At 69.3% G+C, this 23,583-nt stretch carries 30 protein-coding genes; 16 read left to right on the top strand and 14 right to left on the bottom strand.

Translation table 11 applies throughout. The annotated features are described in order from the left end of the window. Positions 1–40: 40 nt before the first annotated feature. A complete protein-coding gene (locus MFF24_RS04215; protein ID WP_108940868.1) occupies positions 41–313 on the top strand; it encodes a hypothetical protein in 273 nt (90 codons plus the stop codon). A gap of 24 nt (positions 314–337) precedes the next feature. On the opposite strand, the gene MFF24_RS04220 is transcribed toward MFF24_RS04215, so the two are convergent. From MFF24_RS04220 to MFF24_RS04230, 3 genes are all read right to left on the bottom strand, one after another. After that, the gene (locus tag MFF24_RS04220; protein ID WP_238222592.1) at positions 338–658 is read right to left on the bottom strand and encodes a hypothetical protein; all 321 of its coding nucleotides are present in this window, start codon (positions 656–658) and stop codon (positions 338–340) included. A 156-nt stretch (positions 659–814) separates the two neighbouring features. Then, positions 815–2,359: a threonine ammonia-lyase, biosynthetic gene (ilvA, locus tag MFF24_RS04225; RefSeq protein WP_238222594.1), complete on the bottom strand. Its 1,545-nt coding sequence runs from the start codon at positions 2,357–2,359 to the stop codon at positions 815–817. 109 nt (positions 2,360–2,468) lie between these two features. Beyond that, a complete protein-coding gene (locus MFF24_RS04230) occupies positions 2,469–3,044 on the bottom strand; it encodes a PilZ domain-containing protein (RefSeq protein WP_238222596.1) in 576 nt (191 codons plus the stop codon). A 456-nt stretch (positions 3,045–3,500) separates the two neighbouring features. On the opposite strand from MFF24_RS04230, the gene MFF24_RS04235 reads away from it, so the two are divergent. After that, positions 3,501–3,719 (top strand): SlyX family protein, encoded by a 219-nt coding sequence (locus tag MFF24_RS04235; RefSeq protein WP_108940872.1) that lies wholly within the window; start codon positions 3,501–3,503, stop codon positions 3,717–3,719. 187 nt (positions 3,720–3,906) lie between these two features. Next, positions 3,907–4,119 (top strand): porin, encoded by a 213-nt coding sequence (locus MFF24_RS04240; RefSeq protein ID WP_238222598.1) that lies wholly within the window; start codon positions 3,907–3,909, stop codon positions 4,117–4,119. A gap of 139 nt (positions 4,120–4,258) precedes the next feature. On the opposite strand, the gene dksA is transcribed toward MFF24_RS04240, so the two are convergent. The 3 genes from dksA to MFF24_RS04255 form a co-directional block, all read right to left on the bottom strand. After that, complete coding sequence (gene dksA / locus MFF24_RS04245) at positions 4,259–4,678, bottom strand: RNA polymerase-binding protein DksA (protein WP_108940873.1); 420 nt, start codon at positions 4,676–4,678, stop codon at positions 4,259–4,261. Positions 4,679–4,931: 253 nt separating this feature from the next. Beyond that, positions 4,932–5,951 (bottom strand): hypothetical protein, encoded by a 1,020-nt coding sequence (locus tag MFF24_RS04250; protein ID WP_238222608.1) that lies wholly within the window; start codon positions 5,949–5,951, stop codon positions 4,932–4,934. A 1-nt stretch (position 5,952) separates the two neighbouring features. Further along, on the bottom strand, positions 5,953–7,326 hold the full coding sequence (locus MFF24_RS04255) for an MBOAT family O-acyltransferase (protein ID WP_238222609.1): 1,374 nt from the start codon (positions 7,324–7,326) through the stop codon (positions 5,953–5,955). Between the two features lie 345 nt (positions 7,327–7,671). Between MFF24_RS04255 and MFF24_RS04260 the strand changes: the two genes are divergently transcribed. Continuing rightward, complete coding sequence (locus tag MFF24_RS04260; RefSeq protein ID WP_108940876.1) at positions 7,672–7,965, top strand: GCG_CRPN prefix-to-repeats domain-containing protein; 294 nt, start codon at positions 7,672–7,674, stop codon at positions 7,963–7,965. A gap of 60 nt (positions 7,966–8,025) precedes the next feature. Here MFF24_RS04260 and MFF24_RS04265 read toward each other — a convergent pair whose 3' ends face one another. Next, entirely contained in the window at positions 8,026–8,463 is a 438-nt protein-coding gene (locus MFF24_RS04265) for a flagellar assembly protein FliX (protein ID WP_238222611.1), read from the bottom strand. A gap of 254 nt (positions 8,464–8,717) precedes the next feature. On the opposite strand from MFF24_RS04265, the gene MFF24_RS04270 reads away from it, so the two are divergent. The 5 genes from MFF24_RS04270 (at position 8,718) to MFF24_RS04285 (ending at position 11,461) form a co-directional block, all read left to right on the top strand. Next, the gene (locus tag MFF24_RS04270; RefSeq protein ID WP_373322645.1) at positions 8,718–9,848 is read left to right on the top strand and encodes a flagellar basal body P-ring protein FlgI; all 1,131 of its coding nucleotides are present in this window, start codon (positions 8,718–8,720) and stop codon (positions 9,846–9,848) included. Between the two features lie 26 nt (positions 9,849–9,874). After that, the gene (locus MFF24_RS04275) at positions 9,875–10,234 is read left to right on the top strand and encodes a rod-binding protein (RefSeq protein ID WP_108940879.1); all 360 of its coding nucleotides are present in this window, start codon (positions 9,875–9,877) and stop codon (positions 10,232–10,234) included. After that, positions 10,224–10,703, top strand: a complete 480-nt coding sequence (locus MFF24_RS04280; RefSeq protein WP_238222612.1) for a hypothetical protein — start codon at positions 10,224–10,226, stop codon at positions 10,701–10,703. Before MFF24_RS04275 ends, MFF24_RS04280 begins: the two co-directional genes overlap by 11 nt. A gap of 95 nt (positions 10,704–10,798) precedes the next feature. After that, a complete protein-coding gene (locus MFF24_RS28785; protein WP_283214472.1) occupies positions 10,799–10,933 on the top strand; it encodes a hypothetical protein in 135 nt (44 codons plus the stop codon). A gap of 345 nt (positions 10,934–11,278) precedes the next feature. After that, the gene (locus MFF24_RS04285; protein ID WP_108940881.1) at positions 11,279–11,461 is read left to right on the top strand and encodes a hypothetical protein; all 183 of its coding nucleotides are present in this window, start codon (positions 11,279–11,281) and stop codon (positions 11,459–11,461) included. 42 nt (positions 11,462–11,503) lie between these two features. Here MFF24_RS04285 and flgH read toward each other — a convergent pair whose 3' ends face one another. The 4 genes from flgH to flgF form a co-directional block, all read right to left on the bottom strand. Then, entirely contained in the window at positions 11,504–12,277 is a 774-nt protein-coding gene (flgH, locus tag MFF24_RS04290; protein ID WP_133090449.1) for a flagellar basal body L-ring protein FlgH, read from the bottom strand. Between the two features lie 64 nt (positions 12,278–12,341). Then, the gene (gene flgA, locus MFF24_RS04295) at positions 12,342–13,388 is read right to left on the bottom strand and encodes a flagellar basal body P-ring formation chaperone FlgA (protein WP_238222913.1); all 1,047 of its coding nucleotides are present in this window, start codon (positions 13,386–13,388) and stop codon (positions 12,342–12,344) included. A gap of 14 nt (positions 13,389–13,402) precedes the next feature. Further along, positions 13,403–14,194 carry a flagellar basal-body rod protein FlgG gene (gene flgG, locus MFF24_RS04300; RefSeq protein WP_108940884.1) on the bottom strand — a complete coding sequence of 264 codons (792 nt, stop codon included), beginning with the start codon at positions 14,192–14,194 and terminating at the stop codon, positions 13,403–13,405. A gap of 26 nt (positions 14,195–14,220) precedes the next feature. Next, a complete protein-coding gene (gene flgF, locus MFF24_RS04305) occupies positions 14,221–14,961 on the bottom strand; it encodes a flagellar basal-body rod protein FlgF (RefSeq protein WP_133090448.1) in 741 nt (246 codons plus the stop codon). 274 nt (positions 14,962–15,235) lie between these two features. Between flgF and fliL the strand changes: the two genes are divergently transcribed. The 4 genes from fliL (at position 15,236) to MFF24_RS04325 (ending at position 18,354) form a co-directional block, all read left to right on the top strand. Continuing rightward, positions 15,236–15,754, top strand: a complete 519-nt coding sequence (gene fliL / locus MFF24_RS04310) for a flagellar basal body-associated protein FliL (protein WP_108942980.1) — start codon at positions 15,236–15,238, stop codon at positions 15,752–15,754. Positions 15,755–15,818: 64 nt separating this feature from the next. Next, a complete protein-coding gene (fliM, locus tag MFF24_RS04315) occupies positions 15,819–17,036 on the top strand; it encodes a flagellar motor switch protein FliM (RefSeq protein ID WP_108940886.1) in 1,218 nt (405 codons plus the stop codon). Between the two features lie 14 nt (positions 17,037–17,050). Further along, positions 17,051–17,560, top strand: a complete 510-nt coding sequence (locus MFF24_RS04320; RefSeq protein WP_238222613.1) for a DUF6468 domain-containing protein — start codon at positions 17,051–17,053, stop codon at positions 17,558–17,560. Beyond that, on the top strand, positions 17,557–18,354 hold the full coding sequence (locus MFF24_RS04325; RefSeq protein ID WP_108940888.1) for a MotE family protein: 798 nt from the start codon (positions 17,557–17,559) through the stop codon (positions 18,352–18,354). Before MFF24_RS04320 ends, MFF24_RS04325 begins: the two co-directional genes overlap by 4 nt. Positions 18,355–18,357: 3 nt before the next feature. Here MFF24_RS04325 and MFF24_RS04330 read toward each other — a convergent pair whose 3' ends face one another. Further along, positions 18,358–18,852 (bottom strand): glutathione peroxidase, encoded by a 495-nt coding sequence (locus tag MFF24_RS04330; RefSeq protein WP_238222614.1) that lies wholly within the window; start codon positions 18,850–18,852, stop codon positions 18,358–18,360. Between the two features lie 188 nt (positions 18,853–19,040). Between MFF24_RS04330 and MFF24_RS04335 the strand changes: the two genes are divergently transcribed. The 3 genes from MFF24_RS04335 to MFF24_RS04345 are packed head-to-tail and all read left to right on the top strand — an operon-like array spanning position 19,041 to position 21,646. Next, positions 19,041–19,742 carry an invasion associated locus B family protein gene (locus tag MFF24_RS04335; RefSeq protein WP_238222621.1) on the top strand — a complete coding sequence of 234 codons (702 nt, stop codon included), beginning with the start codon at positions 19,041–19,043 and terminating at the stop codon, positions 19,740–19,742. A gap of 46 nt (positions 19,743–19,788) precedes the next feature. Then, complete coding sequence (locus MFF24_RS04340) at positions 19,789–21,057, top strand: lytic murein transglycosylase (RefSeq protein ID WP_238222623.1); 1,269 nt, start codon at positions 19,789–19,791, stop codon at positions 21,055–21,057. A gap of 4 nt (positions 21,058–21,061) precedes the next feature. Beyond that, positions 21,062–21,646, top strand: coding sequence for an NAD(P)H-dependent oxidoreductase (locus tag MFF24_RS04345; RefSeq protein WP_238222627.1), 585 nt, complete (start codon positions 21,062–21,064; stop codon positions 21,644–21,646). A gap of 6 nt (positions 21,647–21,652) precedes the next feature. Here the strand turns inward: MFF24_RS04345 and MFF24_RS04350 are convergent, their stop codons facing one another. After that, positions 21,653–22,048 (bottom strand): GFA family protein, encoded by a 396-nt coding sequence (locus MFF24_RS04350; protein WP_133090442.1) that lies wholly within the window; start codon positions 22,046–22,048, stop codon positions 21,653–21,655. A 159-nt stretch (positions 22,049–22,207) separates the two neighbouring features. After that, positions 22,208–23,551, bottom strand: coding sequence for a dicarboxylate/amino acid:cation symporter (locus tag MFF24_RS04355; protein ID WP_108940894.1), 1,344 nt, complete (start codon positions 23,549–23,551; stop codon positions 22,208–22,210). Between the last annotated feature and the right edge of the window lie 32 nt (positions 23,552–23,583).

Here is a 23,583-nt window from a genome sequence, read left to right on the forward strand (position 1 = left end):
ACAGCCGCCGGATAACGCGGCGGCATCGGAGGTTCGCCCCATGCTCGCCGCCAACCGCCTGGTCAAATCCGCCTGGATCGCCGTCGATATCACCAAGGACCGCGCCGAACGCGTCCTCGTGGTCGAGGCCTACATCGCCGTCAGCCCGCTTGAGAAGGACTTCGACGCCCACCGCTACGAGAAGGTCGTGGAGGATGTGCGCCGCGTTCTCGCCGAGCATCCCGAGATCGACCGGGCCTCGATCCTGAGCATGCACCGGGATGCCGGCTGCACGGCCCTGTTCCGCAGCCAGCCCGCGCACGCTGCCGTGTGATCCCTTCGGGACCGGCCGGACCGATCAATCGAGCGGCGCCTGGGACGGATCGGCGGGTCTCACCTCGCTGTGTCCGGGATTGCGCAGCCCCGGCGTGACGGTCGCGCCGCGCCGGCTGGCCTCGGCGCCCGCTGCGCAGCCCGAGCAGATCGAGCGGGCGGCGCGGTTGCTGCGCTCGGCGATCCGCCGGTCGAACTCGGCCTGACGCGCCATGGAATCCTCAGCGCTGCGGTGCGTGAGGATCGAGGTCTCCGCGGACGGAGCCGTAGCGGGGGCGGCCCGCTTCGCCGGGCCGGCCAGAGCCGGCGTGGCGAGAGCGAGCAGGGCGAGAAGGACTGAGCGCATCGGTGGTCGCCTCTCTATGCGGACGGCCATCGCCGCCTGCCGGTGCCATCGGAGGCACCGAGGCTGACAGCGGAAAAACGGCCTCAAGACGGCCGCAAGGAGGCCTGCGTCCCTCAAGGCGGTGCGAGCGCCGTAGCGATCGTACCGGACCGGCTCTCACGCCCCGCGATGGGCTGCGTCGCCGCCGATGCCGTTGTCGAGGAATAGCCGGTAGGCCGGATTGTCGGTCTCATCGACATAGGGATAGGCCAGCGCTTCGAGGACGGCGTCGAAGCGGGCGCGCTCGGCTGGGGGCACCTCGATTCCGGCCAGCACCCGGCCGTAATCGGCGCCGTGGTTGCGGTAGTGGAATAGGCTGATGTTGAACCCATCGCCCAAGGCCTCCAGGAACTTCATCAGCGCACCCGGCCGCTCCGGGAACTGGAACCGGTAGAGCCGCTCGTCGGCGAGACCCGAGGCACGTCCGCCCACCATGTAGCGGACATGGACCTTGGCCATCTCGTTGTCGCTCATGTCGGCGACGCGGTAACCGGCGGCCTCCAGGGCCGCGATCAGGTCGCGCTTCTCCGGCTTGCCACCGGGCAGGTTGATGCCGACGAAGATGCGCGCCTCGCTTCCCTTGGCGTAGCGGTAGTTGAACTCGGTGATCGCGCGGGGACCCAGGGCGCCAATGAAGGCGCGGTAGGCACCCGGCCGCTCGGGAATGGTCACGCCGAGCAGCACCTCGCGCTCCTCGCCGATCTCCGCCCGCTCGGCGATGTGGCGCAGGCGGTCGAAGTTGAGGTTGGCGCCCGACGAAATCGCCACCAGCGGCCCGGCGCCGGGATTGTCCGCCGCCCAGGCCTTGGCGCCGGCGAGACTCAGTGCGCCCGACGGCTCGGAGATCGCGCGGGTGTCGTCGAAGATGTCTTTCACCGCCGCGCACATCGCGTCGGTATCGACGGTGATCACCGCGTCGAGATGCTCGCGGCAGAGGCGGAAGGTCTCCTCGCCTGCCTGCCGCACCGCGACGCCGTCGGCAAACAGGCCGACGCTCGGTAGCATGACCCGGTCGTTCGCCCGGATCGCCTCGGCCATGGTGGCGGCGTCGTCCGGCTCCACGCCGATCACCTTGGTCTCGGGACGCAGGTACTTCACGAAGGTGGCGATGCCGGCGGCCAGGCCGCCGCCGCCGATCGGCACGAAGATCGCCTCGATCGGCCCGGTATGCTGGTGCAGGATCTCCATGCCGATCGTGCCCTGGCCGGCGATCACCTCGGGATCGTCGAAGGGGTGGAGGAAGGTCAGGCCCCACTGCGCCTCCAGGCGCCGCGCCTCGGCCAGAGCCTCGTCGAAGGCATCGCCGTGCAGCACAACCTCGGCGCCCCGCGCCCGGCAGGCATCGACCTTGATGGCGGGCGTGGTGCGCGGCATCACGATCACCGCGCGCACGCCGAGCTTGGCCGCGCCGAGGGCCACCCCCTGCGCGTGGTTACCGGCCGAGGCGCAGATCACGCCGTTTTCGAGCTGCTCCCGCGGCAGCGAAGCCATCTTGTTGTAGGCACCGCGCAGCTTGAACGAGAAGACCGGTTGCAGATCCTCGCGCTTGAGCAGAACGGGGCGGCCGAGCCGCTTGGTCAGGCGCGGCATCGGGTCGAGGGGGCTCTCGATCGCCACGTCGTAGACGCGGGCGGAGAGGATCTTTTTGATGTAGTCGGTCACGGACAGACTTTCGGCCGCGTCATCGGGCAGGGCTCGCCCGGGGACTTAGACCTTCCGCGGCCGGGATGCGAGGGGAGGGCCGGGACGGATCCCTCCGACCGAAACCGGATCAGAGCCGGATCCCGGCATGGACCTGCCCCGGATCGAAGGGAAAGGCGAAGGCGGCACCGATGCCGTCGCGGAAGATGCGCACGACCTGCGCCGCCGTGCTGCCGATGGTGATGCTCGCCCCGGCGGACAATGTATGGTCGAGCGCCAGCGCCGCGCCGGAGGCCGAGACGTTGATCAGCCGCCCCGGCAGGACGCGCCCATCCTCAAGGGTCACGAGCACGTCCTTGCGATCCGGGCTGATCCGCGGATGTGCGCGCGCCGGCTGCAGGGTGCGCTCCTGCTCACGGCTCAGCGCCAGCAGGGTGCGGGCGACCTCGGCCGCCCTCTGTCGGGATGCTTTGAGCCGGACCAAGAACAGCCTGTCGTCGGTTCTGACGACGCGGGCATCGACCTGGCCGATGTAGCGGATGCTGCAGGTGATCTGCTCGTCGAGCGCCGGCTCGGCCGCCGAGCGGAAGCTGATGCCCTCCCGGGAGACATCCTGCGTCACCGCGTAGAAGTCGGGCTGCCGCCGACTCCAGCAGAGGGCTGGGAGGATCACGGTATAGAGATCGGGGGTGAGGTGCTCGGTCATGCTGCAACGTGTCGTCGGCACGTCACCTTGGAAGCACAGCCCTGAAGGGAAAACGGACAGAATTCCTCGACTTTTGCGGACTTTTTCACGGATGATGCGGCGCGGCGGATGTTCGCGAGCTGAGGCGAACATCAGGCCTCCGCCTCCGGACGATCTCGGCGCCCGCTACGGTCGGGCTCATCCGAAACCGGCGGCTTCCGATCCGGCCCTGTGTGATGAGACAGAATCAAGTCATTGCGCGTGTGCTCGAACGAACGATAAATCATCGTTTCGAGCGCGTCCTCTACATGACGGGCAAGCGTTCAATACAAGTCGCAATTTGAGCAGGCGCGTATCCATGCCGAAAAGACATGCCGCTCATCCAAAATTGGCATGGCGGAAAATCGCGGCCTTTCCAGCCTTTGCTCACGGTGACGCCGGTTGTCAGGGACGGGGCGCCCCGCGCATGGTCGGCCAATGAGCGACATTCCCCCCGATACCGACAGAATCGCGCGCCTCGAGATCCGGTTGACCGAGCAGGAGGCCGTGATCGAGGATCTGAACGCGGCCATCACCGCGCAATGGGGCGTCATCGATCGGCTCACCCGGCAGCTCGCACGGGTGCAAGAGCAGGTCGAGGAAAGCGCCTTTCGGTCCGCCAGCGGTGCGCCGGAGCCGCCGCCACCGCACTATTGATATCGGATCGGTATCGGTTGTCGTGTCGATCGTCGGGTGGTCGTATCGCGCCGGAGGAGCGAAGGAGAGCAGGATGATGCGCAGGGCGGTGCCGTGTCTCGGCTTTTGTCTCGTCCTGGTGCCTCTTCTTGCGGGCACTCGCCCGGCGAGTGCATTCGAGCGCGCACCGCAACCCTCCGAGACGCCGATGGAGGCCTGCCCGAGCCAGGGGAGGGGCTTCATCCGGATTCCCGGCACGACGACCTGCATCCGTCTGTCCGGCCGGGTCAGAACCGGCGCTGATATCGGCACAAGCCGGACCGCCCCCTCATTGCAGGGCCGCATCGCGGTCGATACCCGCAGCGAGTCCGCCCTGGGGCCGGTGCGCAGCTTCGTGCGGATCGAGGCCGGGCACCACTGATCGACGTCGTCTCGGCGACGGCGCCAGGCCGGATCATACCAAATCCGGTCGATCCCAGCGGGATGGCGGATTTGGCCCTCGCTCAAGCGCCGCGCAGGCTTGCTGATACACTCCCCGCTCTGATCAAGCGGACACGGTATCAGTCGTCGCGGTAGACGCGCTCGCGGCGCTCGTGGCGCTCCTGCGCCTCCAGGGACAGGGTCGCGATCGGCCGCGCATCGAGGCGCTTGAGGGAGATCGGCTCGCCGGTCTCCTCGCAGAAGCCGTAGGAGCCCTCCTCAAGCCGGGCCAAAGCCGCGTCGATCTTGCTCGTCAGCTTGCGCTGGCGGTCGCGGGCGCGCAGCTCGATCGCACGATCCGTCTCGGAGGATGCGCGGTCGGCGAGATCGGGATGGTTCTCGTTCTCGCTCTGAAGCGCGCTGAGAGTATCCTGCGCCTCGCGCAAGATTTCGCTCTTCCAATTGAGCAGCTTGCGACGAAAGTACTCGCGCTGCCGCTCATTCATGAAGGGCTCGTCGTCGGAGGGCCTGTAGCCGTCCTCGATCGTGACCTTCGCCATCGTCTTGTCCTCGCGCTCCCTGCCGGTCAGCGGCGATCTGGGGCGAGGCTATAATCGAGCCGGGCAAGCTCTACAACGCGCGGATGCCGCCATGCACCGTCTCGCGCGAAAAGCTCCCGCGATGCGGCAAAGACGACACGCTCAGGTGGCCGTTGACGCGACATGAGGTTGTTCCGCGGCGTGACGCAGCACGCGTGAGATGGACGGCGGTGCCACCGGCCCGGCCTGTCGCGGAAACCGGGTCCGCTCCGGTTCAGGGCTTCTTGCGCAGACGGTCGATCGCGGCGGCGATCTCGTCGGCGAGCGGCCGGGCCAGGGCGTGCCGGTAGTGGGTCTGGTCGAAGAACAGGTCCGGCTCGTGCGAGGCGGGCCGCTCGTGCCGCGCATCGACGAGGGCGCTGCGTTCGTGAAGCCGCAACGCCTCCGTCATCGCCGCCCGGCAGGCGGCCTCAGCCTGGGCGCGCGGCGTGCCGGGGCGGGGGAGGCCGGCGGCGTAGACCGGCGGGAACACCATGACCACCGCCGTCTCGGGCGGCAGAGCCGCGAGGGCGCCGCCGAGGCGTGCGGCGGCCGGGAAATCCGGCCCTGCCTTGCCCGGATCCGGCGCGTCGGGGACCGGCGTCTCGCGGGCGGCGCGGAAGCGCTCGCCGTCGAGGGCACCGAGCCGCAAGTAGTCCGGTTCGTAGTCCCACCAGCCGTCGGCGGCCGCCCGCTTACGGCGCGGGCCGAGGAGCCAGCCGGCGCGTTCGACCACCTCTTGCGCCACGGAGAAGCGCAGGAGGCCGCGCAGATAGGCGAGCGGCTTGTGACTGTAGAGCCAGAACGGGAACGGCTTGTCGTTGGGCAAGGCCGGATCGGCGATGCACCAGTAATCGTCGACCGCCAGGACGATCGCCTTCGGCGCCGGATGGTGGTGCAGGAACCAAGCGAGCAGGGTGAGCTGCTCGCCGGGGCCGGTCGCGGGCACCGAGAGCTGAACGAAGGGAATGCCGGTCGCCGCCGTGAGCCGGGCCGGCTCGACGAGCTGGATGTGGGAATTACCGAACACCGCCCCCGCGAAGGCCGGATCGCGCCCACGCGACGCCGCGGCGGTGCGCGGGCCCTGCGGGCGCACGGCACCGGCCGAGAACAGCGTCGAGCGGCCGCTGTCGTAGGGATCGATCACGAAGGCCAGCGCGAGATAGCCTGCGAGCAGACCGATCACCGTCCCGAGGAACAGGCGTGCGAAACCCGCCCAGTTCCGCGGCCCGGTGCTGTCGGGGACGGACTCCATCTCAGAACTGGAAGTAGATGAACTCGTAGTTCGCATCGTCCCCGATCTTCAGGAGGACGACGACGAACAACAGGGCGAAGCCGGCCGCGAGCCAGCGGTTCGGCGGCAGGCGATGTACGGCAGCCCAGGCGGTTGGGCCGATCATCGCGACCGCGGCGGCGATCGCGATGGCCCGCCACTTGAAGCCGGAGCCGGTCGGAGCCAGCCCGAACAGCCCCTTGTAGATCGCCAGAGCCGCCTCGAACGAGGTCGCGCGGAACAGCACCCAGGTCAGGATCACGAACACCGCCGTCAGCACCCAGCCGAGGAGGTGCGGCATCCGCCCGCCGGCCCGGCGCCACAGCACGCCGGCCCCGAGGCCGATGCCGTGGGCCGCGCCCCAGGCGATGAAGGTCAGCCCGGCCCCGTGCCACAGGCCGCCGAGCGTCATGGTGGCGAACAGGGCGCCGACCTGCACCGCGAGGCCACGGCGGTTTCCGCCCATTGCGATGTAGAGGTAGTCGCGCAGGAAGCGCGACAGCGTCATGTGCCAGCGCCGCCAGAAGTCGCGCAGCGAAGTGGCGCGGTAGGGCACGTCGAAGTTCTGCGGCAGCACGATCCCGAACAGCAGCGCGAGGCCGAGCGCCATATCGGTGTAGCCGGAGAAGTCGAAATAGATCTGGAAGGTGAAGCCGAGCGTCGCCTGCCACGCCTCGGCCATGCTCACCGCCTTGCCCGCAGCGGCCGCCTGGAACACCGGGTTGACGTAGACCGAGAGCGGATCGCCGAGGAACACCTTCTTGGCGAGCCCCACGGTGAGCAGCATCACCCCCCGGCCGATCCGCTCGGCGGCGTCCGGGCGCGCGTAGGGGCGCTCCTCGAACTGGTGCATGATCTCGCTCCAGCGCACGAGCGGGCCGGCGAGAACCTGCGGGAAGAAGGCGATGTAGAGGGCGTAGCGGGTCAACCCGAAGGCCGGCGCGCGCCCGGCCCTCAGGTCCGTCAGGTACATGATGTGGTGGAAGGTGAAGAACGAGATCCCGAGCGGCAGGGCGAGGTCGATCCGCGGAAGATCGAGGCCGGGGATCAGGTCGGCGAGATCGGTGAGGAAGCCGAGATACTTGAAAAGGCCGAGCACCGCGAGGTTGCCGGCCAGTGCGACCGGGAACAGCCAGCCTGAACGGTCCCGCGGCAGGGCGCGGGCGATCCCCCAGTTCACGCCGATGGAGACGAGCAGCAGCGGCAGGAAACGCCAGTCCCACCACGCGTAGAAGACGAAGGAGAGACCGACGAGGAGCGGCAGCCGCGCCTGCGGCCAATAGCGCTCGGCGGCTGCGTGCAGCACGAGCGCGACCGGCAGGAAGGCGAGCAGGAAGATGAAGGAGTTGAACAGCATCGCGGCGCGGACGTTTTCCTCAGGCGATCCGGCGAGACCGGCGCGCGCCCGCTCACGCGGCCAGCCTTGTCGAGGATCGAAGCGGAGCCGTCAATCGTGACGCGGCTGCGCCTCAAGGAAGCGGACGATCATTCGGCCGCCCAACCGGTGGTTGGTAAGGCTCACAGCGGGAAGGATCGGCAAGAGAGCGGCGCTGCCGGACGGGATCACATCGAAGTGCCCAGGCTCTGGCGGTCACTCCCGTCAGCACCGCGAAGAGGAGCCTCCAGTCAGGTTCGGTTCATCGAGCAGGACATAGCTTTGGACATCGGCCGTAAGCTTCGGCCCGAACGGAGAAATCGTACGATGACGCACGCGAAGGCGTTCGCATTGGCTGCGGTGATCGCCGGCAGCCTTGGTGTGGCAGGGTCAGCCCAGGCGGCTCCCTTCAGTCCCGTTCCCCTCGCCACCGCGACGGACAACGCACTTGTCGAGCGCACCGCCGGCGGCTGCGGACCGGGTTTCCACCCGAATCCCTGGGGTATCTGCCGTCCGAATTGGGGTCCGCGCCGCTTCTACGGCCCGCCTCCCGGCTATTACCGCCCGCGGCCGTTCTACCGGCCCTACGGCTACTACCGCCCACGTCCCTATTATTGGTGATCGCTTAATCGAGTGATCGTTCTGGCCGGACCTCGACAGGGGTCCGGCCCCTTTTCGCATTCAGACGCCGCGGGCCGCCTCGAGTTTTGCGAGTTCCACCGCCGCGCGCAGCTCGATCTCGGCCACAAGCCCGTCGAGGCGGGGATCGCCGCTCTCCGCCATCCGCTCGGCGAGGCGGCCGGCGATGACCTGGAGGTCGCGCGTTGCCACCCGGCCGCCGATCAGTGCCGCCTTTAGCCGGTCGAGCCCGTCGAGCAGGTCGTGCCCGCGCTGCACCGAGCGGCGGCGGCGCTCCTTCTGCGCCTCGGCCCCGTCCTGCCCCTGCAGCGTGAGGAGCGCGTCGAGGCCGGTGAGCATGCCGGTCTGGCTTGCACCCGCGGTCGCGGCGCGGGGCGTTTCCTCGGTGCCGGCGGGCGCGAAGGCACCCGGCGCGGCGGCGCGGCGGGTCGCATTGAGCGCACCCGCGGCTGCAGCGGCAAAGCGTGTGTCGACGCGCATGGGGGCTTGAAACCTTCTCGCGCCCCTCGATTCACGACGAGCGCTGACCCGAGAAGACATCGTCCGGTAGGGTTAAGCATGGGTAAACAGCCCGGCAGAAGCTGCCGGGGCGGCAGGAAACGCTGCCCCCACTCGCGCCGCCACGGCAGGGCCGCTCTGGATAAAACATCGTTCTCTCAAAGACTTGGCATTTGGCACGGCCCTGGCAGAGATCGTCTCGGCGCGAAGACGCCAAAACCGGTCGCCGAGTCCCGATGCCCCTCCCTCGCTTCTCCCTCGCCCGCCCGCTGATCGCGATGCTGGCCTGCTTGGCGGTCCTGGTGCCGCCGGCCCCGGCCAGCGCCCTGTCGCGGGTGAAGGATCTCGCCGCGGTCGAGGGCGTGCGCACCAACCAGCTTGTGGGCTACGGCATCGTCGTCGGCCTCAACGGCACCGGCGACACGCTCAACAACATCCCCTTCACCAAGCAGTCCCTGCAGGCGATGCTGGAGCGGCTCGGCATCAACACCCGCGGCGCGACCATGCGCACGCAGAACCTCGCGGCGGTGATGGTGACGGCCAACCTTCCCCCCTTCGCGACACAGGGTACGCATATCGACGTCACGGTCTCCTCACTCGGCGACGCCAAGTCGCTCCAGGGCGGCACCTTGGTGGCGACCTCGCTGCTCGGCGCCGACGGCGAGATCTACGCTTTGGCGCAGGGCTCAGTGGCGATTGCCGGCTTCGCCGCAGAGGGCGAGGCGGCCAAGATCACCCGCGGCGTGCCGACCAACGGGCGCATCTCCAACGGCGCCCTGGTCGAGCGCGAGATGGCGTTCAAGCTCAACGAGGCGCGTTCCTTACGCCTGTCGCTGCGCAACCCCGACTTCACCACGGCCAAGCGCATCGCCTCGGCGATCAACGACTTCATGGGCGCCGACACCGCCGAGCCGACCGACCCGGCCACCATCACCCTCCAGATCCCGGCCAAGTACCGCGGCAACATGATCCGTCTCATCACCGAGGTGGAACAGCTCAAGGTCGAGCCCGACCAGACCGCGCGGGTGGTGGTGGACGAGCGCTCCGGCATCATCGTCATGGGCCGCGACGTGCGCGTCTCCACCGTCGCCATCGCGCAAGGCAACCTCACGGTGACGATCACCGAGCAGCCGATGGTGAGCCAGCCGGCGCCGCTGTCGAACGGCCAGACCGCGATCGTGCCGCGCACCGGGGTGAAGGTCGATACCGGCGACGGCAACAAGCTCGCCTTGGTCAAGGAAGGCGTGAGCCTGCGCGAGCTGGTGGACGGCCTCAACGCGCTCGGCGTCGGCCCGCGCGACCTGATCTCGATCCTCCAGGCGATCAAGACGGCCGGCGCGCTCCAGGCCGACATCGAGCTGATGTAATTTTTCTCGGACCGGGAGACCGCACCATGCTGCCCCTCGCAACCTTCGCGGCCTCCGCCGCGGTCGGCGTCGGCAAGAGCCTGATCGGCTCGCTCGCCAAAACCGACACCGAAACGATGGACCCGGCCAAGGCCACCGCCTCGGCCAAGGCCCGCAAGACCGCCGACGACTTCGAGAAGATGTTCCTTGAGGACAGCCTGGAGAAGCTGACGCAAAGCGCCGGCACGGATGGGCCGCTCGGCGAGAACGGCACCGGCGGCGGCGTCTGGCGCTCGATGCTGACCAAGGAATACGCCAACGCCATCGTGAAGACCGGCGGCGTCGGCATCAGCAACCAGGTCTATTCCGAGATGATGCGGATGCAGGAGGCGGGCGGTGGCCGCTGAACCGAACCCTGCCGTGCGCCTCACCGACCGCGCCGCCGCGCTCGGCTTCGTGCAGGGCCTGCTCGCCACCATGGACGCGCTGGAGCGCGTGCTCGCCCGCGAGAGCGAGGGCGTGCGCGCCGGGCGGATCGCCCAGGCGCTGACGGATTCCGCGCCGAAATCCGAACTCGCCTCCGCCTACATGAACGGCTTGGAGGCGGCCAAAGCCAACGCCATCGCGCTCGCCCGCTTCGCGCCCGAAGGTCTGGAGGCGCTGAAGGCGGCCCAGCACCGCTTCGCGGCGGTCGTCGAGATCAACCAGCAAGTGCTCGCCACCGCCCGCGCCGTCTCCGAGGGGCTCGTCAAGGCACTGGCCGAGGAAGTCGCCAAGACGCACACCCCCACCGTCTACGGCCGCCCGTCGCTGTCGCCCTCGCCCTACGGCCGGGGCGCGCAGGGCGGACCGCTGGTGCTGTCACGCAACCTCTGACGGCGGCGCTTTCCGGCCGCGAGACGATCGAGACGCTGTTCAGGGACGATCCCGAACTGGCCGGGAAATTCGAGAGCGTCGCCTCCCTGAAAACCATGCAAGCCGCGCCGAAGTCCCTCGAACGCGACAACGCGGAGAAGAAGGGCGCCCGACGCCGGTACGAGCAGGAAGCGGCCTACGGACGCGACACCTCCCGCATGATCGACAATCAGGCCCGGGCGGGGAGATGACGCTGAAGGTCCGCGCCCCGTCCTCGGCGGCGGAGGGTGACATCGGGGTGATGTCCGGCGTAATGCCAGCGACGACGGACCACCCGCGGGGTGGCGTGCTGAAGCGCACTGGCTCGATCCTGCACATCGGAGCGTAACCGAGGCTGCTCCGAGGGAGCAGGACGATCCGCCTCGACCGACCCGAGAACCGAGCGGAGGCAGGTTGCGAGGAATTCAGTCTTATCTTGCTCCAATAAAATCAAACGAAGTCATCATGCCGCATCGTTTCGATGCCATCCGACGACTTGACTGTTCGGAACTTTCCTCACGCGCGCCACTTGCCCTCGAACACAATCATCGGAGGAAATGGCCGTGTCGAACGACGTCCTCATTCCGTTGCTCGCGATCGTGACCATCGTCCTCGTCGCGGCCTTCGCCATCTGGCAGCGGGGCCGGGTCGCGCAGTCGAAGGGAGACCCGCGACGCTCAGCCTTCACCCAAACCCACGGCGAGGCACCGCGGCCGAACCGGCCGGGCACCGAGCACTGACGCACGCCACCGGCGCGGGAAGGGGCCCGAAGGCCCCTCCGGTCAGAACGGCAGCAGGATATCGACGAGCTGCTGGCCGTAGCGCGGCTGCTGCACGTCGGTGATCTGGCCGCGGCCGCCATAGGCGATGCGCGCCTGGGCGATCTTGCTCGAATCGATCGTGTTGTCGGACTCGATGTCCTCGGGCCGCACCACGCCCGCCACGATCAGCTCGCGCACCTCGAAATTGATGCGGATCTCCTGCTTGCCCTCCACCACGAGGTTGCCGTTGGGCAGCACCTGGGTGACGACGGCGGCGACATTGGTGGTCACCGTCTCGGCGCGCTGGACCGAGCCGGCGCCGTCGCTCGACGAGGTGGAGGTGCCGTTGATGAGCTTGTCGGGCGAGATGCCGGCGGCAGCCACGCCCGCGCTGTTCTCCAGGCCGAAGGCGTTGGGCAGGCCGAACCCTTCCGCGTTGGTGCGCGAGCGCTTGGTCTCGTTGTTGAGGTTGGCCCGATCGGTGACGTTGACCTTGACGGTGAGCAGGTCGCCGATCCGCGCCGCGCGCTGATCCTTGAAGAACGCGCGCGAGCCCGTGCGCCACAGGGAGTTCGGCGCGTAGGAGACGGGGGCGACGTCCGGCATCGCCATGCGCACCGGCCGGTAGCCGGGCTGGGCCGTCGGGTCCTCGATCGCCGAGAGCGTCGGGGTGGCCCCCACCTGCGAGAGCCGGTCCACGGTATTGCAGGCGCCGAGCGGCGCGAGCGCCAGGATCACGGCGAGGCGGGGCAGGGGGCGGGCAAGGGAGTGGAGAGAGGGGCGGCGAGCGGTCATCGGAAGGCTCCGGCGCAGGCGAAACGGGAAGGGCGAGGGAAAGGCGAATTGAGGAGCGCGCCGCCTACGGGGCGGCGCTGGCCTGGAGCACGGGCTGGGGCTGAGGCACGGGGCCAACCGAGACGCGGCCGGGGCCGATCACCACGGCCTGGAGTACCTTCTTCGAGGCGCCGTTCGTCACCGAGACGCTAGCGCCGAGCCGGCCGCTCTCGTTGGCGACGCCGCGCATCGACAGCGACACGCCGGGCGTCTCGAACACGATGGCCACGCTCTCGCCGCGGGAGACGAGATCAGGCGGCGCCACGTCGCCCGAGCGCAGGACCGCGCCGGCGCTCAAGGGACGCTGCGCCACCTGGCCGGCGACCAGGCTCGGCGCGCCCTGCACGTCGGCCGGCACGGCGTCGCGCGGGCGGCGTTCGAGGCTGAGGTCGGCGCTGGCGATCGCCTCGCCGCGATGGAGGCTGCGGGTCAGCACCGCCACCTCGCGGGTCTCGACCGCCACGCCCGCGACCCGGAGCGAAGCCTGCCGTTCGCCGAGCACGATGAGGCCGGCGACCCGGCGGGAACGTGGATCGTAGGTGACATCGACCGCCGCCGCCTGCCCGTCGAGGTCGAGCGGCGCGAGCAGAACCGGCGCGTCGCCGTCGAGCCGCACGGACAGCGCCTTGGCGTCGAGGCCGTAGCCGGTCTCGAGCGCGCGCTTCAGCGCCGCCTCGATCTCCGGCGGCCCGACCCGGCGGGCGGCGCGCTGCACGGTGACCTGTACGCGGCCGCCGGTCTCGATCCCGGTGAGCCCGAGGGCCGCGACCGATTCGATGATGCGGCGGGCCTGGATCGTGCCGATGGCCCCGAGGGCGGGCGCGCGGAACAGGGGACGGGCGGCCAGCTCGGCCGGCACGCCCTCGACGAGGTCACCGAGGCTCAGCGTGTCGCCGCGGGCGGTCACGTCCCCGCGCAGGCGCAGCGGGTTGCCGGCGGCCATCAGTGGCAGGGCGAACAGGGTCACCGCCATGAAAGCGGCCAGCGCGACGACGGTTCGGCCGATCACGCCGCGGGACAGGGGGGTGACGGCCGGAGGAGCGGAGCGGCGGATCGGCTTGAGGGCGTGCATCACGGGTCCGATCCTCAGCCGCGGAACATCTGCGAGGTGGTGGAGAGCATCTGGTCGGCGGCGGTGACGACCTTCGAGTTCATCTCGTAGGCGCGCTGCGCCGCGATCAGCGACGAGATCTCGGTGACCGCGTTGACGTTGGCCTCTTCGAGGTAGCGTTGCTGCAGGTTGCCGAAGCCTTCCGAGCCCGGCAGTCCGGTGATGGCCGGGCCCGAGGCCGCGGTCTCGACGAACAGGTTGTCGCCGATCGACTCGAGGCCGACCTTGTTGACGAAGCGGGCGAGCTGGAACTGGCCGAGCGCCTGCGGCGCGGTCTGGCCCGGCATCGTCGCCTGCACCGCGCCGGTGGCCGAGATCGTCACCGAGGTCGCGGTGTTGGGTACCGTCACGCCGGGATCGAGCAGGTAGCCGTCGCGGGTGACCATCTGGCCTTGCGCGTCGAGATCGAACGAGCCGTCGCGGCTGTAGGCGGTGCGTCCATCGGGCAGGCGGACGCGGAAGAGCCCCTCGCCGCGGATGGCGACGTCGTAGTCCTTCTCGGTCTGGGCCAGCGGCCCCTGGTTCATCGCGCGGGCGGTGGAGGTGGTCTTCACGCCCGAGCCCAGCGCAAGTCCGGCCGGAAGGATCGTGTTCTGGTCCGAGGTCGAGGAGCCAGAGCGGCGCAGGTTCTGATAGAGCAGATCCTGGAAATGCACCTGCTGGCGCTTGTAGCCGGTGGTGCGCAGGTTCGCGATGTTGTTCGAGATGACCTGAACGTTGAGTTCCTGGGCCGCCATGCCCGTGGCGGCGGCATAGAGGGCGCGCATCGGCGTCGATCCTTAGAGCCGGGAGATCAGGCGACGTCGGCGAGACGGCGGATGGCCGTGCCGCGCAGGTCGTCGAGGCGCGAGATGATGCTCGACACCATCGTGTAGGTGCGGTTCACGTCCATCAGCCGGGTCATCTCGATCACCGGCTTCACGTTGGAGCGCTCGAGAGCGCCGGGCTCCAGATGCTGGCCGGGGCCGGCGGGCCGGGCGGGCGTCTCGGACGAGAACAAGTTGGCGCCCTCTGACTTGAGCGCCTGCGCGTTGGCGAAGGTGACGAGGCGCAGCCGGCCGCGGATGCCGAGATTGGTCGAGACCGTGCCGTCGGGGGCGATGGCGAGCCCCGTCTCCTGCTGGCCGATGGTGATTGGGCCGCCATCGCCCTGCACCGCGTAGCCGTCCGAGGTGACGAGGTTTCCGGTGGCGTCGAGTTCGAACGCGCCGTTGCGGGTGTAGCGCAGGCCCTGGGGTGTCTGGACCGCGAGGAAGGCGTCGCCGCGCAGGGCCACGTGCATCGGGTTGCCGTCGGGCTCCACCGGTCCCTGCGTGAGGTCGAGCGGCGTGCCCTGATCGATCACGTAGGAGAGGCGCCGGTCGGCGCGTTGGAAGCTGTCGGCGGAGGCGACCGGCATCAGGTATTCCTGGAAGCGGGCGGAGCGCGCCTTGAAGCCGGTGGTCGAGACGTTGGCCATGTTGTTGGCGATGACGTCGAGTTCGCGGGCCAGCGCGGCCTGGGCGGAGACTCCGACGAAGAGCGCGTTCTGCATGGTGGGCCTCGGATGGCGACAGGTTCGTGCCATCCACCGCAGGGGCCGTGCCAATCGCGGCCGATTGGTTTTTACCCTAACAGACAATGACTTGCCTCGATCACACCTCCGCAGGGGCACCGGTCCGCCTTGCGCCGGCGGCAAGTCCGACCCGGCAAGTTCTGCCGCCTTAACCGAGGGTTAACCACGTCGGCCGAGAAGGAAGGCGAGGGGAGTGCGCCTCGCGCGCGGGCCTCGCCCCATCGTCCCGAACCGGTTTGCCGACGAGCAGCACATGGCCAAGAAGCCGAAGAAGGCGCCCGCGGCCGAGGGCGAGGAGGGCGCGGCGGAAGCGCCGAAGTCCAAGAAGAAACTCATCATCATCGCCGCCGCGGTGCTGCTCCTCGGGGGCGGCGGGGGCGGGTTCTTCTTCATGAAAAGCCGGGCGGCCCATGCCGACGCCCACGGCGAGCACGCGGCCGAGAAGGTCGATCCCAAGGCGCAGGCCGTGTTCCTCGACATGCGCGACATGATGGTCAACCTCAGCCCCGATCCCGGCGCGACCAAGGCCAATGTGCTCAAGCTGCGCGTCGCCCTGGAACTCAAGGACGCCAAGGTCGAGGCGACGGTGAAGCCGCTGATGCCGCGGGTGGAGGATGCCTTCCAGACCTACCTGCGCGAGATCCGGGCCAGCGATCTGGCCGGCTCCACCGGCCTCTATCGCCTGCGCGAGGAGCTGCTGCGGCGGGTCAACATCGCCCTGCATCCGGCCAAGGCCGAGGCGGTGCTGTTCAAGGACGTGATCGTCCAGTGAACGGCGCGGCCGCCTCTTCCCGAACCCCGAACGCTGAAAAGACAACCGCGAGCGCGCGACAGGCATGACCGGCCCCGAAGACGAGCTGGACGACGATTGGGCGGCCGCCTTTGCCGAGCAAGGCGAAGGCGGTGGCGGCGACGCGTCGCTGGCCGAGGAATGGGGCGCGGCGCTCGCCGAACAGGGCACGACCAAGAGCGCGGGCGACGTCGCCGCCGAGTGGGCGACGATGATCGAGGACGGGGAGACCGAGAATCTCCCCGAACTCGCCGGCAACGACCGCATCCTGAACCAGGACGAGATCGACGGCGTCCTCGGCTTCTCGCTGCGCGAACTCTCCGCCTCCGGCGCGGGAGGCGTACGCGCCATCGTCGATTCGGGTGTCGTCCAGTACGAACGCCTGCCGATGCTGGAAATCGTCTTCGACCGGATGATCCGGTTGCTGTCGACCAGCCTCCGCAACTTCTTCCAGGACAACGTCGAGGTGACCCTCGACAACATCACCTCGGTCCGGTTCGGCGACTACCTCAACGCGATCCCGCTGCCGACCCTGCTCGGCGTGTTCAAAGCGGATGCCTGGGAAGGCTCGGGCCTCGTCACCGTCGAGCAGACGCTGGCCTACTCGACCATGGACCTGCTGCTCGGGGGCAAGCGCGGCGGCTCATCGAGCCGTCTCGACGGGCGGCCCTTCACCACGATCGAGATGAGCCTCGTGCGCCGCCTCGTCGAAATCATCCTCACCGATCTCGAACTCTCGTTCCAGCCGCTCTCGCCGGTGCGGTTCGGTATCGACCGCATCGAGACCAACCCGCGCTTCGCCACCATCACCCGGCCCGGCAACGCCGCCATCCTCATCACGCTCAAGCTCGACATGGACGGCCGCGGCGGCGGGATGCAGATCCTGTTCCCCTACGCGACGATCGAGCCGATCCGCGACCTGCTCATGCAGAGCTTCATGGGCGAGCGGCTCGGGCGCGACCAGGTCTGGGAGAGCCACCTCGCCACCGAGATCTGGCAGGCGGACGTGGAGATGGAGGCGGTGCTGCACGAGGTGACGCTGCCCCTGAAGCGCGTGCTCAACCTCAAGGTCGGCGACACGCTGATGTTCGACCGCAAGCCGACCGACCTCATCACCGTGCGCTGCGGCGACTGGGCGCTGACGCAGGGGCGGATCGGCCGGATCGACGATGCCATCGCGGTGCAGGTCGCCCGCCCCCTGCGGCAGTCGCGCACGACGCTGCAGGCCTACGAAATCTCCATGCAGAACCGTAACGACGGCTGAGCGGCAGGCTGACCATGATGACCTTCTTCGTCTCGATGGCCGCCGACGTCCTCGTCGCTGTCCTCCTCGTGGCCACCATCGTCTCCTCCGTGAGGCTGTCGCGGCGAATCAACCGGCTCAAGGCGGACGAGGCGGCCCTGCGCTCCACCATCGGCGACCTCGTGGTGGCGAGCGCCACCGCCGAGCGGGCGATCGCGGGCCTGCGCGCCACGCTGGACGAGTGCGACCGCACGCTCACCGAGCGCCTCGCCGGCGCCGAACGCACCAGCACCGATCTTGCCGCGCACGTGCAGGCGGGTGAGAGCGTCATCGCCCGCATCGCGGCCATCGTCGGCCAGGCACGCCATGCGGCCACCGCGCCAGCCGCCGCGCCTTCGACCACTGCTCCCCAGGCCGGCCCGCGTGCCGTGCTGGTGGAACCCGCCCCGGCCGGCGGCAACGGCGAGCGTGTCGGCGCGGCGCTCGCCGCCGCTCAGGCCCTGTCCGAGCGCGCCCTCGACCGCCTGCGGGCCAGAGCCGCATGAGCCTGCCCGCGCGCCGACTCGCACGCCTCGCGAGCCTTCCGGCGCGTCCCTTCCGGCTGCGCCTGATCGACGCCGTGACCCTGGCGGCGATTGGGCTTCTCGTGCTCAAGCTGACCGCCCTGCTGGCCGACGACCCGGCGCCCCCCGGCACGCCGCTGCCGGACTTCGCCCGCGTGCTGGCCAAGGCACGGACCAATTACGAGCCGACCGACCCGACTACCACCGGCTCCGTCTCGACGCCGCCGAAGAAGGCCGAGCCCGCTCCGCCGCCGGTCTACCAGCCACAGGTGCCGGAACCGGTCTCGGACAGCGAGCGGGCGATCCTTGAAAAGCTCGCCGCCCGCCGCGAGACCCTGAAGCATCGCGGGGACGAACTCGACCTGCGCGAGCAGATGCTGAAGGACGCCGAGCGCAAGCTCGAATCCGGCGTGGCCGACCTCAAGGGCGCCGAGGACAAGGTCGGGTCCGAGGGCAGCAGGCGGGCCGAGGCCGAGAAGGCGGGGATGAAGGGCATCGTCCTGATGTACGAGACGATGAAGCCGAAGGATGCGGCTCGGGTCTTCGACCGCCTGAACCTCGAGACGCTGGTGCCGATCGTGATGGCGATGAACCCACGCAAGATGGCCGAGGTGCTGGCCCTGATGGGCTCGGAGCCCGCCGAGAAGCTGACCGTGGCGCTCGCCAACCGCGCCCGCGGCGTCGACGCCCCGCAGGTGGCCGCCGCTGCCCCCGGTCTGCCGCCGGGCGAACTGCCGGCAATCGATCCGGGGCCTGCGGCCCGAACGGGGCGGTGAGCCCTACCCGGCCGGCTTCGCCAGGGCCCGCTCGATCGCGTCCTCCAGGGCCGCCGGCTTCGTCGAGGGCGAGAAGCGGCCGATCACCCGTCCGTCGCGGCCGATCAGGAACTTCGTGAAGTTCCACTTGATCGCCTGCGTGCCGAACAGCCCCGGCTTCTCCCGCTTCAGACCGATGTAGAGCGGATCGGCGCCGGGGCCGTTCACCTCGAGTTTGGCGAGCACCGGGAAGGTGACGTCATAGGTCAGCGAGCAGAACTGCTCGATGGCGGCGGCATCGCCCGGCTCCTGGGCGCCGAACTGGTTGCAGGGCAGGCCGAGCACCACGAGGCCACGGTCGCGATGGCGGCGCCAGAGCTCTTCGAGGCCCTGATATTGCGGAGTGAAACCACATTTCGAGGCGGTGTTGACCACCAGAAGCACCTTGCCGCGATACTGCGACAGGGGATGGGGTTCGCCACGGGCATCGCGCGGGGCGTGATCGAGAATGCTGCTCATATGCGCTCCGGGCACCTTCTTTTGCTCAATAATCCCGGCAGGAACCGGGATATTGTTCTGAATTTCGTGGAACGGTTCCAGGCTTGACCGCAAATTTCTTCGTCTCGCTTCTGTGCGGCGTCGGTGCGATTGCATCCGTCCGCAAGCGGGGCTAGGCGCCCCCTTACGACACCCTTAGGAGCCCGACCATGCCGCCTCTGTCCCGCGGAACCGCGTCTGCCACCGCGCTTCTGCTCGCCGGAATGATGGTTCTGGCTTGGCCAAGCCTCGCCCCGGCGCAGGAGGATGCCGCAACCGACGCTGCGCCCGCCGAGCCGGCCGCCAAGCCGAAGCCGCGCCCGCGCAAGCCGGCTCCGAAGAAGGAAGAGGCCAAGGAATCCGCTCCCCCTGCGCCGTCCGGCACGGTGCTGGAACCTGCCGCGGCCGCCAGTTCCTCCCAGTGGCCCGCTGGCGCCAGCTCCGTCAGCGAGAGCTACGGCGACTGGACGATGAACTGCAACCGGGCCGAGGCGCGCACCGACTGCGTCATCATCCAGTCGCAGGGCGACCGGCGCACGGGCAAGCGGCTGTTCAGCGTCGAGATGCGCCCGCCCCGGGACGGGAAGAGCGAGGGACTGATCCTGATGCCGTTCGGCCTCCAGATCGAGCCCGGCGTCTCGTTCAAGCTCGACGACCGGCAGCTCGGCAAGGGGGCGCCGTTCTCCTACTGCGTCACCGACGGCTGCCTCGTACCGATCAGCCTGCCGACGCTCGCCACCGACGCGATGAAGACGGCGACCAACCTCACGATCTCGGCGACCAAGCCGGACGCGAAGGAACCCACGATCATCACCGTGCCGCTCTCAGGCTTCGCGGCCGCCTTTGCCCGGGCGAGCGCCTTCGGAAGCTGACGCACCGGCCCTCGCGATCAGGCGAAGAGATGGTAAGGCGGCACCCATGCGGCCTTCAGCCAAAGCCCTCCTCCTCGCCACCCTGACCCTCACCGGCGCGAGCCCGGTGCGGGCCGAGGCTCCGACCGATCCGGCGGCCAGCGCGGCGGCAAACCCGGCAACAGCGCCGGATTTTGCGCAATGCCTCAGCGGATTGAAGACGCTCGCCGAGGCGCGCGGCGTGCCCCGGCCTGTGGCCGAGGCGGCGCTCACGGGGATCACCCCCGATCCCACAGTGGTGCCGGCGACCCAGTCCCAGGCCGAGTTCGTCAAGCCGATCTGGCAGTATGTCGAAGCGAGCGTGACGCCGGAGCGGATCGCAACGGGCCAAGCCAAGCTCGCCGAGTGGTCCGAGGTGCTGGGACGGATCGAGGCGGCCTACGGCGTCGATCGGCACATCCTGGTCGCCTTCTGGGGCGTCGAGTCGAATTACGGGGCCGCCCTCGAAGGGAATGGCATCCGCCCGGTGATCCCGGCGCTGGCGACGCTCGCCTGCGGCGACCCGGCCCGGCCCGGCCTGTGGCGCGACGAACTCGTCGCGGCCCTGAAGATCCTTGCCGATGGCGATGCCGACGCGGAGCGGATGCGCGGCTCCTGGGCCGGCGCCATGGGCCACACCCAGTTCATGCCGACCGCCTTCCTGCGCCACGCCGTCGATTTCGACGGCGACGGCCGGCGCGACATCTGGCACGCGGTGCCGGACGCGCTGGCCTCGACCGCCAACTTCCTCAAGCAATCCGGCTGGCGGGCCGGCGAGGGCTGGGGCGTCGAAGTGCTGCTGCCGGACGATTTCGATTACCGGTTCGCCGACGAGTCCACCGAGCGCCCCTTTTCCGAGTGGCAGAGCCTCGGTCTGAAGCCCGCCGCCGGCGCCTTCCCCGAGGGCGCGGAGCGCCGCGCCGCCCTGCTGCTGCCGACCGGCGCCAAGGGCCCGGCCTTCCTGCTGGAGCCGAACTTCCGGGTGATCCTGCGCTACAACACGGCGCTGGCCTACGCGCTCACCGTGGCACATCTCTCCGACCGGCTGCGCGGCGCGCCCGGCTTCACCCGCGACTGGCCGCGGGGCGACCGCATGCTCACGACCGAGGAGCGCACTGACCTGCAGACGCGGCTTTCCGCCCTCGGCTATCCGGTCGGCGGCGCCGACGGCAAGATCGGCCCGAAGACCCGCGCCGCGATCCGCGCCTTCCAGGCGGACAAGGGCCTCGTGCCCGACGGCTACGCCGACGCCGCCCTGCTCGACCGGCTGCGGGCGGCGGGCACGCCGGCCCCCTGAACCGATGCGCGTCCTGCTGGTCCACTGCCATCCCCGCGCCGACAGCTTCAACGCGCGGCTGCGCGACGCCGCCGGCGCCGCGCTCGAAGCGGCGGGTCACACGGTCGAGCGACTTGATCTCTACGAGGAGAACTTCGACCCGCGCCTCAGTGCGCGGGAACGGGGCGCCTATTACGACGAAGCGGCCGAGCGGTCCGACATCGCCGGCCATATCGCCGCCCTGCGCCGGGCCGAGGCACTGGTCTTCGTCTATCCCACATGGTGGTTCGGGCCGCCGGCCATGCTGAAGGGCTGGTTCGACAGGGTCTGGCTGCCCGGCGTCGCCTTCGCGCTGGGCGGGGCGAAGGTCTTGCAACCGCGCCTCACCCAGATCCGCCGGATCGCGGTGGTGACGACCTACGGCTCGCCGCGATGGCTGCTCTGGCTCGTCGGCTGGCCGGACTGGCGCCTGTTCCGCTTCGGCATCCGCCCGCTCTGCGCCCGGCGCTGCCGGCTCGACTGGATCGCGCTGACCGGCATGGACAAAGCCACGGACGAGGCGCGGGCGCGCTTCGTCGAGCGAGTCCGTCGGAAGCTGACGGCGTTCTGAACGGCGTCAGCCCGCCGGAAACCGCTCGAAGCTCGGCAGGCGGTGCGCGTCCTCCATCCAGGCGATGCGCTCGGCCACCTGGATATGCGCCTGCGGCGGCAGGGCGTCGGGCGTGTCGAGGGTTCCGGTCTGCACGTCGATCATGCCCGGCAGCATCTGCTCGTTGACGTAGAACAGGCTCGTGCCGCAGCGCCCGCAGAAATGCCGTCGGCCGTGCTCGGAGGAGGCGTAGACGGCCGGCTCGCCGGAGATCGTCACGCGCTCGGCCGGCACCATCGCCCAGCCCACCATCGGCGCACCGGAATGCCGTCGGCAATCGGAGCAGTGGCAGAGCGCGTTATGGACGACCTCCGCGGTCATCTCATAGCGGATGGCCCCGCAATGGCAGCGTCCCTTGAGCATGGCGCTTTCCCCCTGAAATCCTGAAGCGTCACCGCAGCGGCACACAGGATAGAGCCGGGGGACGGCCCCTCAAAGCGAGAAACCGCGGCAGCCACGTGACGGCTGCCGCGGTTCCCATACCGGACGGAGGACGCAGGACGGTGCGCCCTCCTGCCCGGATCACTCGGCCGGCTGGAGAGCCGGGGCGGGGGCCGCCTCGACGATCGGCTGGCCGGCCAGCGCGGCGTGGAGCTTGGCCTCGTCGACTTCACCTTCCCAGCGGGCGACGACGATGCAGGCGACCGCGTTGCCGATGAAGTTGGTGAGCGCGCGGCACTCCGACATGAAGCGGTCGATGCCGAGGATCAGCGCCATGCCGACGACCGGCACGGAGGGGACGACGGCCAGCGTCGCGGCCAGCGTGATGAAGCCCGAACCGGTCACGCCCGCCGCGCCCTTCGAGGAGAGCATGGCCACGAGCAGCAGCAGGATCTGCTCGCCGAAGGTGATCGGGGTGTCGGTGGCCTGGGCGATGAACAGCGCCGCCATCGTCATGTAGATGTTGGTGCCGTCGAGGTTGAACGAGTATCCGGTGGGGACGACGAGGCCGACCACGGGGCGCGAGCAACCGGCCTTCTCCATCTTCTCGATCAGCGAGGGCAGGGCCGATTCCGAGGAGGAGGTGCCGAGCACCAGCATCAGCTCTTCCTTGATGTAGCGGATGAGCTTGATGATCGAGAAGCCGTTGTAGCGGGCGACGGCACCGAGCACGCCGAGCACGAAGATCGCCGAGGTCAGGTAGAAGGCGCCGACGAGGTAGGCGAGGTTGGCCAGCGAAGAGATGCCGTACTTGCCGATGGTGAAGGCCATCGCGCCGAAGGCGCCGATGGGGGCGACCTTCATGATGATGTTGACGACGCCGAAGACGGCTTCGGACATGATCTTGATGATGTCGAGGACCGGCTTGCCGCGGTCCCCGAGGAAGGCGAGGCCGAAGCCGAACAGGACCGAGAAGAACAGCACCTGAAGGATCTCACCGCCCGCGAAGGCGCCGACGGCGGTCGTCGGGATGATGTTCATCAGGAAGTCGCCGATGTTCTGCTCCTTCGCCTTGCCGGCGTAGGTCGCGACCGCCTTGGGATCGAGCGAGTTCGGGTCGATGTGCAGGCCGTGGCCGGGCTGGAGCACGTTGGCGACGACGAGGCCGACGATCAGCGCCAGCGTCGAGAACGTCAGGAAGTAGGCGAGTGCCTTGCCGCCGACGCGACCGACCTTCTCGAGGTTCGTCATGCCGGCGATGCCGGAGACCACGGTGAGGAAGATCACCGGCGCGATGATCATCTTGACGAGCTTGATGAAGGCGTCGCCGAGCGGCTTCATGTCCGCGCCGAGCTTCGGGTAGAAATGCCCGAGGGTGATGCCGATGGCGACGGCGACCAGCACCTGGAAATAGAGCGTGCGGTAGATGGGTTTGGGGGCGGACGGCGCGTGCGGCGCGGTCAGAGGGGACGGCACGGAGGCCATGGGCGTTTCTCCCTGTCGGAGCGGTGGACGGT

The sequence above is a fragment of the Methylorubrum aminovorans genome (genome assembly GCF_022179725.1).
Classification (GTDB): Bacteria; Pseudomonadota; Alphaproteobacteria; order Rhizobiales; family Beijerinckiaceae; genus Methylobacterium; species Methylobacterium aminovorans.